The 11,341-nt window shown below is 59.1% G+C and carries 19 protein-coding genes and 1 pseudogene; 18 read left to right on the forward strand and 2 right to left on the reverse strand.

The genetic code is table 11. The features are described from left to right. From Q0O05_RS09150 to Q0O05_RS09210, 13 genes and pseudogenes are all read left to right on the forward strand, one after another. Nucleotides 1–149, forward strand: a pseudogene (locus Q0O05_RS09150) (elongation factor Tu); the annotation flags it as partial. A 21-nt stretch (nucleotides 150–170) separates the two neighbouring features. Continuing rightward, nucleotides 171–485 (forward strand): 30S ribosomal protein S10, encoded by a 315-nt coding sequence (gene rpsJ, locus Q0O05_RS09155; protein ID WP_293662322.1) that lies wholly within the window; start codon nucleotides 171–173, stop codon nucleotides 483–485. Nucleotides 486–681: 196 nt separating this feature from the next. Beyond that, the gene (gene rplC / locus Q0O05_RS09160) at nucleotides 682–1,356 is read left to right on the forward strand and encodes a 50S ribosomal protein L3 (RefSeq protein ID WP_293662323.1); all 675 of its coding nucleotides are present in this window, start codon (nucleotides 682–684) and stop codon (nucleotides 1,354–1,356) included. Beyond that, complete coding sequence (rplD, locus tag Q0O05_RS09165; protein WP_293662325.1) at nucleotides 1,356–1,976, forward strand: 50S ribosomal protein L4; 621 nt, start codon at nucleotides 1,356–1,358, stop codon at nucleotides 1,974–1,976. Before rplC ends, rplD begins: the two co-directional genes overlap by 1 nt. Next, nucleotides 1,973–2,299: a 50S ribosomal protein L23 gene (gene rplW, locus Q0O05_RS09170; protein ID WP_293662327.1), complete on the forward strand. Its 327-nt coding sequence runs from the start codon at nucleotides 1,973–1,975 to the stop codon at nucleotides 2,297–2,299. Before rplD ends, rplW begins: the two co-directional genes overlap by 4 nt. A 2-nt stretch (nucleotides 2,300–2,301) precedes the next feature. After that, complete coding sequence (gene rplB / locus Q0O05_RS09175) at nucleotides 2,302–3,126, forward strand: 50S ribosomal protein L2 (protein ID WP_293662329.1); 825 nt, start codon at nucleotides 2,302–2,304, stop codon at nucleotides 3,124–3,126. Nucleotides 3,127–3,137: 11 nt separating this feature from the next. Beyond that, nucleotides 3,138–3,416 (forward strand): 30S ribosomal protein S19, encoded by a 279-nt coding sequence (gene rpsS / locus Q0O05_RS09180; RefSeq protein WP_087495489.1) that lies wholly within the window; start codon nucleotides 3,138–3,140, stop codon nucleotides 3,414–3,416. A gap of 10 nt (nucleotides 3,417–3,426) precedes the next feature. Beyond that, nucleotides 3,427–3,756, forward strand: a complete 330-nt coding sequence (gene rplV / locus Q0O05_RS09185) for a 50S ribosomal protein L22 (RefSeq protein WP_293662334.1) — start codon at nucleotides 3,427–3,429, stop codon at nucleotides 3,754–3,756. Nucleotides 3,757–3,772: 16 nt separating this feature from the next. Then, entirely contained in the window at nucleotides 3,773–4,660 is an 888-nt protein-coding gene (gene rpsC / locus Q0O05_RS09190; RefSeq protein ID WP_293662335.1) for a 30S ribosomal protein S3, read from the forward strand. 2 nt (nucleotides 4,661–4,662) lie between these two features. Then, nucleotides 4,663–5,079: a 50S ribosomal protein L16 gene (gene rplP, locus Q0O05_RS09195; RefSeq protein ID WP_056178832.1), complete on the forward strand. Its 417-nt coding sequence runs from the start codon at nucleotides 4,663–4,665 to the stop codon at nucleotides 5,077–5,079. 16 nt (nucleotides 5,080–5,095) lie between these two features. Beyond that, nucleotides 5,096–5,305: a 50S ribosomal protein L29 gene (gene rpmC / locus Q0O05_RS09200; RefSeq protein WP_293662338.1), complete on the forward strand. Its 210-nt coding sequence runs from the start codon at nucleotides 5,096–5,098 to the stop codon at nucleotides 5,303–5,305. Between the two features lie 10 nt (nucleotides 5,306–5,315). Next, nucleotides 5,316–5,585, forward strand: a complete 270-nt coding sequence (rpsQ, locus tag Q0O05_RS09205; RefSeq protein ID WP_293662340.1) for a 30S ribosomal protein S17 — start codon at nucleotides 5,316–5,318, stop codon at nucleotides 5,583–5,585. Between the two features lie 92 nt (nucleotides 5,586–5,677). After that, entirely contained in the window at nucleotides 5,678–6,184 is a 507-nt protein-coding gene (locus Q0O05_RS09210) for a peroxiredoxin (RefSeq protein WP_293662342.1), read from the forward strand. 56 nt (nucleotides 6,185–6,240) lie between these two features. Here Q0O05_RS09210 and Q0O05_RS09215 read toward each other — a convergent pair whose 3' ends face one another. Next, the gene (locus Q0O05_RS09215; RefSeq protein WP_293662344.1) at nucleotides 6,241–6,738 is read right to left on the reverse strand and encodes a GNAT family N-acetyltransferase; all 498 of its coding nucleotides are present in this window, start codon (nucleotides 6,736–6,738) and stop codon (nucleotides 6,241–6,243) included. A gap of 27 nt (nucleotides 6,739–6,765) precedes the next feature. Further along, nucleotides 6,766–7,263 carry a TlpA disulfide reductase family protein gene (locus Q0O05_RS09220; RefSeq protein WP_293662346.1) on the reverse strand — a complete coding sequence of 166 codons (498 nt, stop codon included), beginning with the start codon at nucleotides 7,261–7,263 and terminating at the stop codon, nucleotides 6,766–6,768. A gap of 15 nt (nucleotides 7,264–7,278) precedes the next feature. Between Q0O05_RS09220 and Q0O05_RS09225 the strand changes: the two genes are divergently transcribed. The 5 genes from Q0O05_RS09225 to ptsP all read left to right on the forward strand — a co-directional run. Further along, on the forward strand, nucleotides 7,279–7,875 hold the full coding sequence (locus Q0O05_RS09225; protein ID WP_293662348.1) for a hypothetical protein: 597 nt from the start codon (nucleotides 7,279–7,281) through the stop codon (nucleotides 7,873–7,875). Next, on the forward strand, nucleotides 7,872–9,098 hold the full coding sequence (locus tag Q0O05_RS09230; RefSeq protein WP_293662349.1) for an MFS transporter: 1,227 nt from the start codon (nucleotides 7,872–7,874) through the stop codon (nucleotides 9,096–9,098). The genes Q0O05_RS09225 and Q0O05_RS09230 overlap by 4 nt, the downstream gene beginning before the upstream one ends. Before the next feature lie 16 nt (nucleotides 9,099–9,114). After that, nucleotides 9,115–9,561 carry a PTS fructose transporter subunit IIA gene (locus tag Q0O05_RS09235; RefSeq protein ID WP_293662351.1) on the forward strand — a complete coding sequence of 149 codons (447 nt, stop codon included), beginning with the start codon at nucleotides 9,115–9,117 and terminating at the stop codon, nucleotides 9,559–9,561. After that, complete coding sequence (locus Q0O05_RS09240; protein WP_293662353.1) at nucleotides 9,530–9,799, forward strand: HPr family phosphocarrier protein; 270 nt, start codon at nucleotides 9,530–9,532, stop codon at nucleotides 9,797–9,799. The genes Q0O05_RS09235 and Q0O05_RS09240 overlap by 32 nt, the downstream gene beginning before the upstream one ends. Then, nucleotides 9,796–11,341, forward strand: a 1,546-nt coding sequence (gene ptsP, locus Q0O05_RS09245) for a phosphoenolpyruvate--protein phosphotransferase (RefSeq protein ID WP_293662355.1), incomplete at its 3' end; no start/stop codon positions are given. The genes Q0O05_RS09240 and ptsP, both read left to right, overlap by 4 nt.

The following is an 11,341-nucleotide window of genomic DNA, read 5'->3' on the forward strand; positions in this document are numbered from 1 at the left end:
AAGGCAAGGAAATGGTGATGCCTGGTGACAACGTCTCCATCACCGTGAAATTGATCAACCCCATCGCCATGGAAGAAGGCCTGCGTTTCGCTATTCGCGAAGGCGGCCGTACCGTGGGCGCTGGCGTGGTTGCCAAAATCATCGCGTAATTCAGATACTAAGGAATTACGATGGCATCCAAACAAAAAATTCGCATCCGCCTGAAGGCGTTTGACTACAAGTTAATCGATCAATCGGCGGCTGAAATCGTTGATACCGCCAAGCGCACCGGCGCGATCGTCAAAGGCCCCGTGCCGTTGCCGACACGCATGAAGCGCTTCGACATCTTGCGCTCCCCTCACGTCAACAAGGCCAGCCGTGACCAGTTCGAAATCCGGACCCACCAACGTCTTATGGACATCGTGGACCCCACTGACAAAACAGTGGACGCATTGATGAAGCTCGACCTGCCCGCAGGCGTGGACGTCGAAATCAAGTTGCAGTAATGCAACCAGCCCCCGGTGATTGCGGGGGCCACCCAAAGTGAGTGGGCAGAGGGCTTGCGTGATGCAAGCCCTCGCGCTATACTCGCTGGCTCTGCTTGATAGCCGCAAAGGCACTGGCGGGGTTTTATTAACAGTCTCCCGCGTAAAAACGTAGTAGCCAATTGAAGTTGCTACGGTGGGAGTTACGGAGAAAACAATGAGTCTTAGCAATCACTTAGGGTTGCTGGGTCGCAAGGTTGGCATGATGCGTCTGTTCACGGACGATGGGGATGCAGTTCCCGTCACCGTGGTCGACGTGTCTAACAATCGGGTGACGCAGGTCAAAACCCAAGAGAACGACGGCTACGTGGCCTTGCAGGTCACGTTTGGTGCGCGTAAAGCGTCGCGTATCACCAAGCCTGTCGCTGGCCATCTGGCCAAAGCTGGCGTCGAAGCCGGCGAAATCATTCAAGAATTCCGCGTGACTGCTGAATCTGCCGCGAAATACGCAGCAGGCGTAACCGTGCCTGTTGCTGATGTCTTCTCGGTTGGTCAAAAGGTCGATGTGCAGGGTACTTCGATTGGTAAAGGTTACGCCGGCACCATCAAGCGCCACAACATGTCGTCGCAGCGCGCGTCCCACGGTAACAGCCGGTCGCACAATGTGCCAGGCTCTATCGGTATGGCCCAGGATCCCGGTCGCGTTTTCCCCGGCAAGCGCATGACTGGCCACTTGGGTGATGCCACCGTGACAACGCAAAACCTCGACGTCATCCGTGTTGATGAAGCGCGCCAACTGTTGCTGATTAAGGGCGCTATTCCCGGATCTAAGGGCGGTTTTGTGACCGTGCGTCCGGCCGTCAAGGCCAAACCTGCGCAAGGAGCGAACTGATGCAAGTCGAACTCCTAAACGAACAAGGCCAGGCGACGTCGCAATACGATGCGCCAGAGTCTGTGTTTGGACGTGCTTACAACGAAGATCTGGTGCACCAGGTGGTTGTGGCCTTTCAAGCCAACGCCCGTCAAGGTACACGTGCTCAAAAAGACCGTGAACAAGTCAAGCACAGCACCAAGAAGCCTTTCAAGCAAAAGGGAACCGGTCGCGCTCGCGCAGGTATGACATCTTCCCCCCTGTGGCGTGGCGGCGGTCGTATTTTCCCGAACATGCCCGATGAAAACTTCGGTCAAAAGATCAACAAGAAGATGTATCGCGCAGGTATGGCGTCGATTCTCTCTCAGTTGGTGCGCGAAGGTCGTTTGGCTGTGGTGGACTCCCTCAAAGTGGAATCTCCTAAAACCAAGCTCTTGGCAGCCAAATTCAAAGCCATGAATCTGGAATCCGTGCTGGTGATTGCCGACGAAGTCGACGAAAACTTGTACCTGGCCTCCCGCAACCTGGTGAATGTTCTGGTGGTCGAGCCTCGCTATGCTGATCCGCTGTCGCTGGTTCACTACCGTAAGGTGCTGGTGACCAAGGCTGCCATGGACACACTCAAGGAGATGTTCGCATGAGCCACGGACCCAATCTGACCAAATTCGATGAAGGTCGTTTGATGCAAGTGCTTGTTGCTCCCATCGTGTCCGAAAAGGCCACTATGGTTGCCGAGAAAAGCAATGCTGTGACTTTCAAGGTGCTGCAGGACGCTACCAAGTTTGAAATCAAGGCCGCTGTGGAATTGATGTTCAAGGTAGAAGTGAATGGCGTCTCTGTGGTGAATACCAAGGGCAAGACCAAGCGTTTCGGTAAGTCTGTGGGCCGTCGCGACAATGTTCGCAAAGCCTATGTGACCCTGAAGCCCGGTCAAGAGCTGAACCTCGGCGGGGAGGCTGCGTAATCATGGCTGTTATCAAAATGAAACCAACTTCCCCAGGCCGTCGTGGCGTGGTGAAGATTTCGCGTGACCACCTGCACAAGGGTGCCCCTCACGCTGCACTGTTGGAGCCCCAATTCCAACAAGCCGGCCGTAACAACAATGGCCACATCACGACCCGTCACAAGGGTGGTGGCCATAAGCACCATTACCGCGTGGTGGACTTCGTCCGTAACAAGGACGGAATCCCTGCGAAAGTGGAGCGCATCGAGTACGACCCCAACCGTTCCGCACACATCGCATTGGTGTGCTACGCAGACGGTGAACGGAAGTACATCATTGCTCCCCGCGGTCTTGAGGTAGGTGCAACCATCCAAAATGGTTCCGAAGCCCCCATCCGTGTGGGTAACACATTGCCTATCCGCAATATCCCCGTGGGTTCCATCATCCACTGCGTGGAATTGCAAGTCGGCAAGGGTGCACAAATCATCCGCTCAGCCGGTACATCGGCGACCTTGCTGGCTCGTGAAGGCACCTACGCTCAAGTGCGTGTGCGCTCCGGTGAAGTCCGCAGGATTCATATCGACTGCCGCGCGACCATCGGTCAAGTGGCCAACGAAGAGCACAGCCTGCGCCAGTTGGGCAAGGCCGGTGTGAAGCGTTGGATGGGTATTCGCCCGACCGTTCGAGGTGTGGTGATGAACCCGGTTGATCACCCCCATGGCGGTGGTGAAGGTAAGACCGGTGAAGGCCGTCATGCAGTCGATCCTTGGGGTAATCTGACCAAGGGCTACCGTACCCGTAACAACAAGCGCACGCAGGTCATGATCGTGTCGCGTCGCAAGAAGTAAGGGGTAGGTAAATGACTCGTTCACTGAAAAAAGGTCCATTCGTCGACCACCACCTGATTGCCAAGACCGAAAAGGCCGTGGCAACCAAGGACAAGAAGCCGATTAAGACTTGGTCCCGTCGCTCCATGATCCTGCCCGAGTTCATCGGCTTGACCATCGCCGTGCACAACGGCAAGCAGCACGTGCCTGTCTATATCACCGATCAAATGGTTGGCCACAAGTTGGGTGAGTTCGCACTCACACGTACTTTCAAGGGCCATCCAGCGGACAAAAAAGTCCAAAAGAAATAAGGAGGTGACCATGGAAACTCGTGCAACCCTTCGTGGAGTCCGCTTGTCTGTTGACAAGGGTCGTCTGGTCGCGGATCTGATCCGTGGCAAGAAAGTAGATCAAGCTCTGAACATCTTGCAATTCACACAGAAAAAAGCTGCAGTGATTATCAAGAAGGTTCTGGAGTCTGCCATTGCTAACGCTGAGCACAATGATGGCGCCGACATCGATGAATTGAAGGTGAAAACCATCTTTGTCGAGCAAGGTGCTTCTCTGCGTCGTTTCACTGCCCGCGCCAAAGGCCGTGGCAACCAAATCCGCAAACCCACGTGCCATGTGTACGTGACGGTTGGAAACTAACAGAGGCCAGGAAGATATGGGACAAAAAATCCACCCAACCGGCTTTCGTTTGGCGATCAGCCGTAATTGGTCTTCTCGCTGGTACGCAAGCAACCGAGATTTCGCCGGCATGTTGTCGGAAGACATCAAGGTGCGTGAATACCTGAAGGCAAAGCTGAAGAACGCTTCGGTATCACGCATCCTGATTGAGCGCCCTGCCAAGAACGCGCGTATCACTATTTTCTCGGCACGTCCGGGCGTGGTGATCGGCAAGAAGGGCGAAGACATCGAGAACTTGAAGCGCGATCTCGGCAAGCAATTGGGCGTGCCAGTGGCAGTGAACATCGAAGAAGTGCGCAAGCCCGAAATCGATGCCAAGCTGATCGCTGACAGCATCACCCAGCAGCTCGAGAAGCGCATCATGTTCCGCCGTGCCATGAAGCGCGCCATGCAAAACGCTATGCGTTTGGGTGCCCTGGGCATCAAGATCATGTCCTCCGGTCGCTTGAACGGCATCGAAATTGCGCGTACCGAGTGGTACCGCGAAGGCCGCGTGCCTTTGCACACTCTGCGTGCAGACATCGATTACGGAACGTCCGAAGCCAAGACAACCTACGGGATCATCGGCGTGAAGGTGTGGGTCTACAAAGGCGACACCTTGGGCCGTAACGACCTCCCCGCGGCTGTTGAGCCCCGCTCTGAAGAAGAGCGCCGTCCACGCGGTCCCCGTCGTGACGACCGCGGAGGAGCGCGCCCACCCGCCGCTGCCCCCCGTGGCGCCCGTCGCCCCGCAGGAACCAATGCCGCTCCCGCCGATGGCAGCGACAAACCCGCAGAAGCACTTGGTGCTGATGCTAAACCCGCCGTTAAGCGCGTTCGCAAAGTCGCCGCGCCAGCTGCAGCAGCTGACGGTAAAGGAGAATAATCATGTTGCAACCCGCTCGCCGGAAATACCGCAAAGAGCAGAAGGGCCGTAACACCGGCATCGCGACCCGAGGCAGCTCGGTCGCATTCGGTGACTTCGGTCTGAAGTGCACTGACCGTGGCCGTCTAACGGCCCGCCAGATTGAATCTGCACGCCGTGCAATTTCCCGTCACGTTAAGCGTGGCGGCCGCATCTGGATCCGTGTGTTCCCTGATAAGCCGATTTCCCAAAAGCCTGCTGAAGTGCGTATGGGTAACGGTAAAGGGAACCCCGAGTACTACGTGGCTGAAATTCAGCCCGGCAAGATCGTGTTCGAAATCGTCGGTGTACCCGAAGAGCTCGCCCGCGAAGCTTTCCGCCTCGCTGCAGCCAAGCTGCCGTTGCGTACCACCTTTGTCAGCCGCATGATCGGCCAGTAATTCAGGAGATATCGATATGACGAAAGCTGCTGAACTGCGCCAAAAAGACGTTGCTGGCCTGCAAAACGAAGTCAAAGAGCTGCAAAAAGCCCACTTTGGCCTTCGTATGCAAAAAGCCACCCAACAAATCAACAACACCGCTTTGCTGCGCATTGCGCGCCGTGATATTGCTCGCGCCAAGACCATTCTTGTCGAGAAGCAAAGCGCTGAACCATCCGCCAAATAAGGAGCGATACATGACGGAAGCCAAAAGATCCCTCAAGCGCACCTTGATCGGCAAAGTAGTCAGCGACAAGCGTGCCAAGACCGTGACCGTGTTGATCGAGCGTCGTGTGAAGCACGAGCTCTACGGCAAGATCGTTGCTAAAACCAGCAAGTACCACGCCCATGATGAAAAGGGCGAGTACAAACTGGGTGATGTTATCGAGATCACTGAGAGCAAGCCCATTTCGAAGACCAAGAACTGGGTTGCAACCCGTTTGGTTGAAAAGGCAGTTGCGGTTTAAGTCTTTACGACCAACCCAACGCGGTTACAGTAAAGCGGCCCACAATTGTGGGCCGTTTTCATTGGCAAACCCAACCCATCTAAGGAGCAAGCATGATTCAAATTGGCGACACACTGCCCGCAACCACCCTCATGGAATATTCAGAAGTTGAGGGCGAAGGCTGCAGTATCGGGCCCAACGCTGTCGACGTCGCAAAAGAAACAGCCGGCAAAACCATTGCCCTGTTTGCGTTGCCCGGTGCCTTCACGCCTACTTGCTCGGTCAAGCATGTGCCTGGCTATGTGGAAAACGCAGAGGCTTTCAAAGCCGCTGGGGTAGATGAAATCTGGTGCGTCAGTGTGAACGACGCGTTTGTAATGGGCGCATGGGCGCGTGAGCAGAAGACAGGCACAAAAGTGCGCATGCTGGGTGACGGTAGCGCCGCCTTCGCCAGCGCCACCGGCTTGACGCTGGACCTGACCGCCCGGGGTATGGGCCTGCGCAGCAACCGCTACTCCATGCTGGTCAAAGACGGTAAGGTCGTGGCCTTGAATGTGGAAGAAGTTGGAAAGTTCGAGGTGAGCGACGCGGCCACCCTGTTGGCTCAAGCCAAAGCCTAAGCGACTTCGCGACAGTCTGCTGTAGTGGGATGTGCGCCTGGGAGGGCGCCGCCCGCTTACAGTGAAACCCTGAGGTAATGTGCACCCGCAATCGGGTTGAAGTAGTAGGGCGGCACTTCCTCAAAACCCAGCTCTTGGTACAGCGCCCTGGCACTCTCCATGTCGTCCAGCGTGTCAAGTAAAACACAGTCGTAAGCACGAACCCGGGCCGCCTCCAGAATGGCTTCTGTGAGCAATCGACCCACCCCCGCACGCCGGAAGCCCGGGCGCACATACAGCCTCTTCATTTCTGCCGCGTTGGGATAGTCCACCGAGTCCAAGGGGCGCAGCGCGCAACAGCCCGCCCATAAGCCGCCCACCTGTGCCAGCAACAAGCTCCCGCGGGACGCTTCGTAGATGCCGGGCAACTGTGCCAGTTCCTCGTCGAAATTCTGGAAGCCAAGGTCCACACTGACCCCGCCCGCGTATTCCCGAAACAATACTCGCGTGACTTCCAGCTCCAACCCAGAGGAAGCCTCAAGAATGCGGCTTGCAGCGGGACGCACGGAGGACATGGCAGGCAGACGAACGCGACTAAAGCGCTAGCTAGCGGCGAGCAACTTCTCGATCAAGCGGTGCAGCTCGGCAAAATCCGGCTGACCCACGTAGCGCTTGACGATGGTGCCGTTTTTGTCGACCAGGAAGCTGGTCGGCGTCAGCCTGACATCGCCCCAGGCCTGGGCTACAGCGCCAGTGTTGTCAATCGCCACATCAAACGGGAGCTTGCGGCTTTCGGCAAAATTCACGACATAGCTCGGCGGGTCGTAAGCCATGGCAACCGCCACCGTGAGGTAGCCGCGGCTCTTGTATTTCTCGAACGTCTCGACCATCTGCGGCATCTCGGCCACGCAGGTGGTGCAACTGGTAGCCCAGAAATTCACAAAGGTGACTTTGCCGCGCAAGTCAGCCGTCTGTTTCTGGCTACCATCGAGCAGGGTGAAGGTGGAGGCGGGCGCTTGCTGTGAGCTCCCCATCAGCAGCGCTGCAGCACCCAGAACGCAAGCCAAAACGATGGCGAACAGGCTTAGTTGTTTCTTCATAAACAGGAATTCCCAATGGACAGTCGCCAGTTTAGTGCTTTCCCAGCTGCAGCGCCCGGGCCCCAGCCGGTGCGCAAAACCCTCCTAAGCCCCGCCCCGCGCGCGCGTCGGCTGGGCGTTCTTGCCCTTGCGGCCAGCGTGATACTCATGGCTGCCTGCACACCTGCGCTCAATTGGCGACAGGTCCAGGTGCAGGAGTTGCGGGCGCAATTGCCCTGCAAGCCCGATCAAGCCACCCGCACTGTATCCCTGGCCGGGGAGGCGGTAAGCCTTGAAATGGCCGGATGCCAGGCGGACGGTGCGCTATTCGCGGTGAGCCGTGTAGAGACCAACAACGCCGCTGCGGCTGGCCGCGTGATGGCGGCCTGGAAAATCCAGGCCCTTGCCGCATTGAAGGCCACCGATGTGAAGCCCACCAGCATCCGGATACCGCCGTGGGCGAGCGCACATGCAACGCTACAGGCCAGCGGCAAAAATCCCGACGGCAAGCCGACGCAAGCGCAACTAACGTGGCTGGTGAGAGAGGGTCGGGTGTACCACCTCGCGGTCTATGCTGAACAATTGAACGACACCATGACACACCCCTTCCTCGAAGACCTCCAGATTCCATGAAACAACTCACGCGCAACGCGGCCATTGCGGTTTTTGCTGCCTTTGCGCTGGCGTACTTTCTCTCCGCCCTCATCCGCGCAATCACGGCGACCCTTGCACCCACTCTCGTGGCCGAGTTCGAGCTGAGCTCAGCCGATCTGGGTCTGCTGGCGGGCGGGTATTTCCTGGGCTTTGCCGCCATGCAGTTGCCGCTGGGCCGCTGGCTGGACGGCCACGGCCCCCGCAAAGTGGAACTGGCATTTCTGGTTGCTGCGCTGGCGGGCTGCCTGGCTTTCGCCAGCGCGGATGGCTTCACCGGCCTGCTGCTGGCCCGGATTCTGTGCGGTGTGGGCGTGTGCGCCTGCCTGATGGCGCCACTCACCGGCTACCGGCGCTGGTACGCCCCTGAGCAACTGATGCGGGCGAATTCATGGATGCTGATGGTGGGTGCATTCGGTATGGTCGCCTCGACCCTGCCGGTGCAGTGGCTCATGCCGGTTCTCGGGTGGCGCGGAATCTTTGTGCTGCTGGCCGCGCTGGTTGCTCTGAGCATGGTGGTGATTGCGTGGGTCGTGCCGGCATGGGAACGGCCGGCGATGCCTTCGGAGATGGCTACTCCTGCGCCGCCCGCCGGCTATGCGCAGGTTTTGCGCAACCCCTATTTCAGGGCGCTGGTGCCATTGGGATTTTTTAACTATGGCGGTCTGGTCGCCATGCAGACCTTGTGGGCCGGCCCGTGGATGACCAAGGTCGCCGGATACACGGCAGCGGAGGCGGCAAGCGGATTGTTCTGGCTGAATCTGGCGATGCTGGTGGCCTACTGGCTCTGGGGTATGGCCAACCCTTGGCTGGCCCGCAAGGGCTACGCCGCCGAGGCCATCATCCGCCACTGGATGCCACTGAGTTTTGTGCTGTTTGCTATGCTAATAGGAGCTGGTGACGCTTATCCTGCAAGCACTGCAGTGCTGTTTGCCTTATTTTCCGTGGCCTGCACGGTGGCGGCGCTGGCCCAGCCGGCGGTGGGCATGGCGTTTCCTGCGGAGCTGGCAGGCCGCGCCCTGTCGGCTTACAACCTGGTGATTTTTGCCGGCGTGTTTGCGGTGCAGTGGGGCATCGGCTTGCTGGTGGACGCCTTCCGTCTGGCGGGCTGGGCAGAGCCTGCCGCGCTGCAGGCGGCTTTCGGGATTTATGGCCTGACCTGCGTGGCCTCCTACCTCGCGGCCCGCAGAGCAAAGACGACATAATCAGCCGCGAACCTGTATGAACACCGGCATCCTCATCATCGCTCACGCACCCCTGGCCAGTGCCCTTCGCGATTGCGTGCTCCATGTGTTTCCGGATGCGGCGGACGGCTTGCTCGCGCTGGACGTACCGCCCGCCCAGGACCCCGAGCAAACACGGGCCGATGCCTTGTCGCTACTGAACAATCTCGATGCGCCGCAAGCGCTGGTGCTCACCGATGTGTTTGGCGCAACCCCCTGCAATGTGGCCCAAAAGGTGGTGGACGGCCAGCATTCGAAGTTGCTGGCGGGGGTGAACCTGCCTATGCTGTTGCGTATCGTCAATTACCGCAGTGAGTTGCTCGATGTTCTGGTGACCCGCGCCATGGCCGGCGGCACCCAGAGCATCATGCAAGTCGCAGTGACCGCGCCCCAAAACCAACACCGCAAAACCCATGATCAGCACCCGAGCGACCATAGTCAATAAACTGGGCCTGCACGCGCGGGCTTCGGCCAAACTCACCAAACTGGCGGGCAGCTTTCCCTGCGAGGTCTGGATGTCACGCGGCGAGCGCCGGGTGAATGCCAAGAGCATCATGGGCGTCATGATGCTGGCCGCCGGCATCGGGGCAGAGGTAACGCTGGAAACCGACGGCGCCCAAGAGCAGGAGGCGATGGACGCTCTGCTGGCTTTGATCAACGATAAATTCGGCGAGGGCCAATGACTTTTTCCATCCACGGTCTGGCGATCTCCCGCGGCGTTGCCATCGGGCGCGCAGTGCTGGTCGCCTCCAGCCGGGTGGATGTGGCCCACTACTTCATCAAGCCCGAGGCGGTAGACGATGAAATCGCCCGTGTGCGGGCCGGGCGCGATGCGGTGATTGAAGAAATACACCGGCTGCAGACCAGCATCAGCCGGATGGGGCCCAAAGAGGCGCCCGGCGAGCTTGCCGCCCTGCTCGATGTGCACCTGATGCTGCTGCAGGACGATGAGCTGGTGAGTGGCGTCAAGCACTGGATCACCGAGCGCCTGTACAACGCCGAATGGGCACTGACCACCCAGCTGGAGGTGATTGCCCGCCAATTCGACGAGATGGAAGACGCCTACTTGCGCGAGCGCAAGGCGGACTTGGAGCAGATCTGCGAACGCGTACTGCGCGCGATGAAGGGAAGCCAGTCACCGGTGGTCCCGCAGACCAAGCGCGGCGGGCGTAAGGCGGCGCAGCAGGATCTGCTGCTCGGCGACACGGTCGACGTGCCGCTAGTGCTGATTGCGCATGACCTCTCTCCTGCTGACATGCTGCAGTTCAAGCAGAGCGTGTTTGCCGGATTCATCACCGATGTGGGCGGCAAGACCTCGCACACCGCCATCGTGGCGCGCAGCATGGACATTCCTGCGGTGGTGGGCGCACGCACTTGCAGCCAACTGGTGCGCCAGGACGACTGGGTGATCATTGATGGCGATGCGGGGGTGGTCATCGTGGACCCCTCGCCCATCATCCTGGCTGAGTACGGATTCAAGCAGCGCCAGGGCGAGCTCGAGCGCGGCCGCCTGCAGCGCCTGTTGCACACGCCGGCCATCACCATGGACGACGAAAAAGTCCAACTGCTGGCCAATATCGAATTGCCCGAAGACGCCCATGCCGCCCTGCAGGCGGGCGCGCTGGGGGTGGGGCTGTTTCGCAGCGAGTTCCTGTTCATGGGTCGCCACGGCAAGCTCCCCGACGAAGAGGAGCAATACCAGGCCTACCGCAAGGCCGTCGAAGACATGAAGGGCCTGCCGGTCACCATCCGCACGGTCGATGTGGGCGCAGACAAGCCCCTGGATGAGTCGGTTCGCGACGATGCCCACCTCAACCCCGCGCTCGGCCTGCGCGCTATCCGATGGAGCCTGGCCGACCCCGCCATGTTTCTCACCCAGCTGCGTGCCATCCTGCGGGCCGCCGCCCACGGCAAGGTGCGATTACTCATTCCGATGCTGGCACACGCCAGCGAAATCCGCCAGACCCTATCCCATGTAGACCAGGCACGCGCCCAGCTCGACCGCCGAGGCGTGGCCTTTGGTTCGGTAGACATCGGCGCAATGATTGAAATTCCCGCCGCCGCCCTGAGCCTGCAGTTGTTTTTGAAGTACTTCGACTTTCTGTCGATTGGTACCAACGACCTGATCCAGTACACCCTGGCCATCGACCGCGCCGACGAGTCGGTGGCGCATTTGTACGACCCGCTGCACCCTGCCGTGCTGCGACTGGTGGCCGACACCATTG

Origin of the sequence: Rhodoferax sp. OV413 (assembly GCF_945881795.1) — a bacterium.
Classification (GTDB): Bacteria; Pseudomonadota; Gammaproteobacteria; order Burkholderiales; family Burkholderiaceae_C; genus Allorhodoferax.

What these genes read in the sequence shown, in the direction of transcription:
- rpsJ (WP_293662322.1), top strand. Translation starts at nt 171, where the DNA reads ATGGCATCCAAACAAAAAATTCGCATCCGCCTGAAGGCGTTTGACTAC.
- rplC (WP_293662323.1), top strand. Translation starts at nt 682, where the DNA reads ATGAGTCTTAGCAATCACTTAGGGTTGCTGGGTCGCAAGGTTGGCATG.
- rplD (WP_293662325.1), top strand. Translation starts at nt 1,356, where the DNA reads ATGCAAGTCGAACTCCTAAACGAACAAGGCCAGGCGACGTCGCAATAC.
- rplW (WP_293662327.1), top strand. Translation starts at nt 1,973, where the DNA reads ATGAGCCACGGACCCAATCTGACCAAATTCGATGAAGGTCGTTTGATG.
- rplB (WP_293662329.1), top strand. Translation starts at nt 2,302, where the DNA reads ATGGCTGTTATCAAAATGAAACCAACTTCCCCAGGCCGTCGTGGCGTG.
- rpsS (WP_087495489.1), top strand. Translation starts at nt 3,138, where the DNA reads ATGACTCGTTCACTGAAAAAAGGTCCATTCGTCGACCACCACCTGATT.
- rplV (WP_293662334.1), top strand. Translation starts at nt 3,427, where the DNA reads ATGGAAACTCGTGCAACCCTTCGTGGAGTCCGCTTGTCTGTTGACAAG.
- rpsC (WP_293662335.1), top strand. Translation starts at nt 3,773, where the DNA reads ATGGGACAAAAAATCCACCCAACCGGCTTTCGTTTGGCGATCAGCCGT.
- rplP (WP_056178832.1), top strand. Translation starts at nt 4,663, where the DNA reads ATGTTGCAACCCGCTCGCCGGAAATACCGCAAAGAGCAGAAGGGCCGT.
- rpmC (WP_293662338.1), top strand. Translation starts at nt 5,096, where the DNA reads ATGACGAAAGCTGCTGAACTGCGCCAAAAAGACGTTGCTGGCCTGCAA.
- rpsQ (WP_293662340.1), top strand. Translation starts at nt 5,316, where the DNA reads ATGACGGAAGCCAAAAGATCCCTCAAGCGCACCTTGATCGGCAAAGTA.
- Q0O05_RS09210 (WP_293662342.1), top strand. Translation starts at nt 5,678, where the DNA reads ATGATTCAAATTGGCGACACACTGCCCGCAACCACCCTCATGGAATAT.
- Q0O05_RS09215 (WP_293662344.1), bottom strand. Translation starts at nt 6,738, where the DNA reads ATGTCCTCCGTGCGTCCCGCTGCAAGCCGCATTCTTGAGGCTTCCTCT.
- Q0O05_RS09220 (WP_293662346.1), bottom strand. Translation starts at nt 7,263, where the DNA reads ATGAAGAAACAACTAAGCCTGTTCGCCATCGTTTTGGCTTGCGTTCTG.
- Q0O05_RS09225 (WP_293662348.1), top strand. Translation starts at nt 7,279, where the DNA reads ATGGACAGTCGCCAGTTTAGTGCTTTCCCAGCTGCAGCGCCCGGGCCC.
- Q0O05_RS09230 (WP_293662349.1), top strand. Translation starts at nt 7,872, where the DNA reads ATGAAACAACTCACGCGCAACGCGGCCATTGCGGTTTTTGCTGCCTTT.
- Q0O05_RS09235 (WP_293662351.1), top strand. Translation starts at nt 9,115, where the DNA reads ATGAACACCGGCATCCTCATCATCGCTCACGCACCCCTGGCCAGTGCC.
- Q0O05_RS09240 (WP_293662353.1), top strand. Translation starts at nt 9,530, where the DNA reads ATGATCAGCACCCGAGCGACCATAGTCAATAAACTGGGCCTGCACGCG.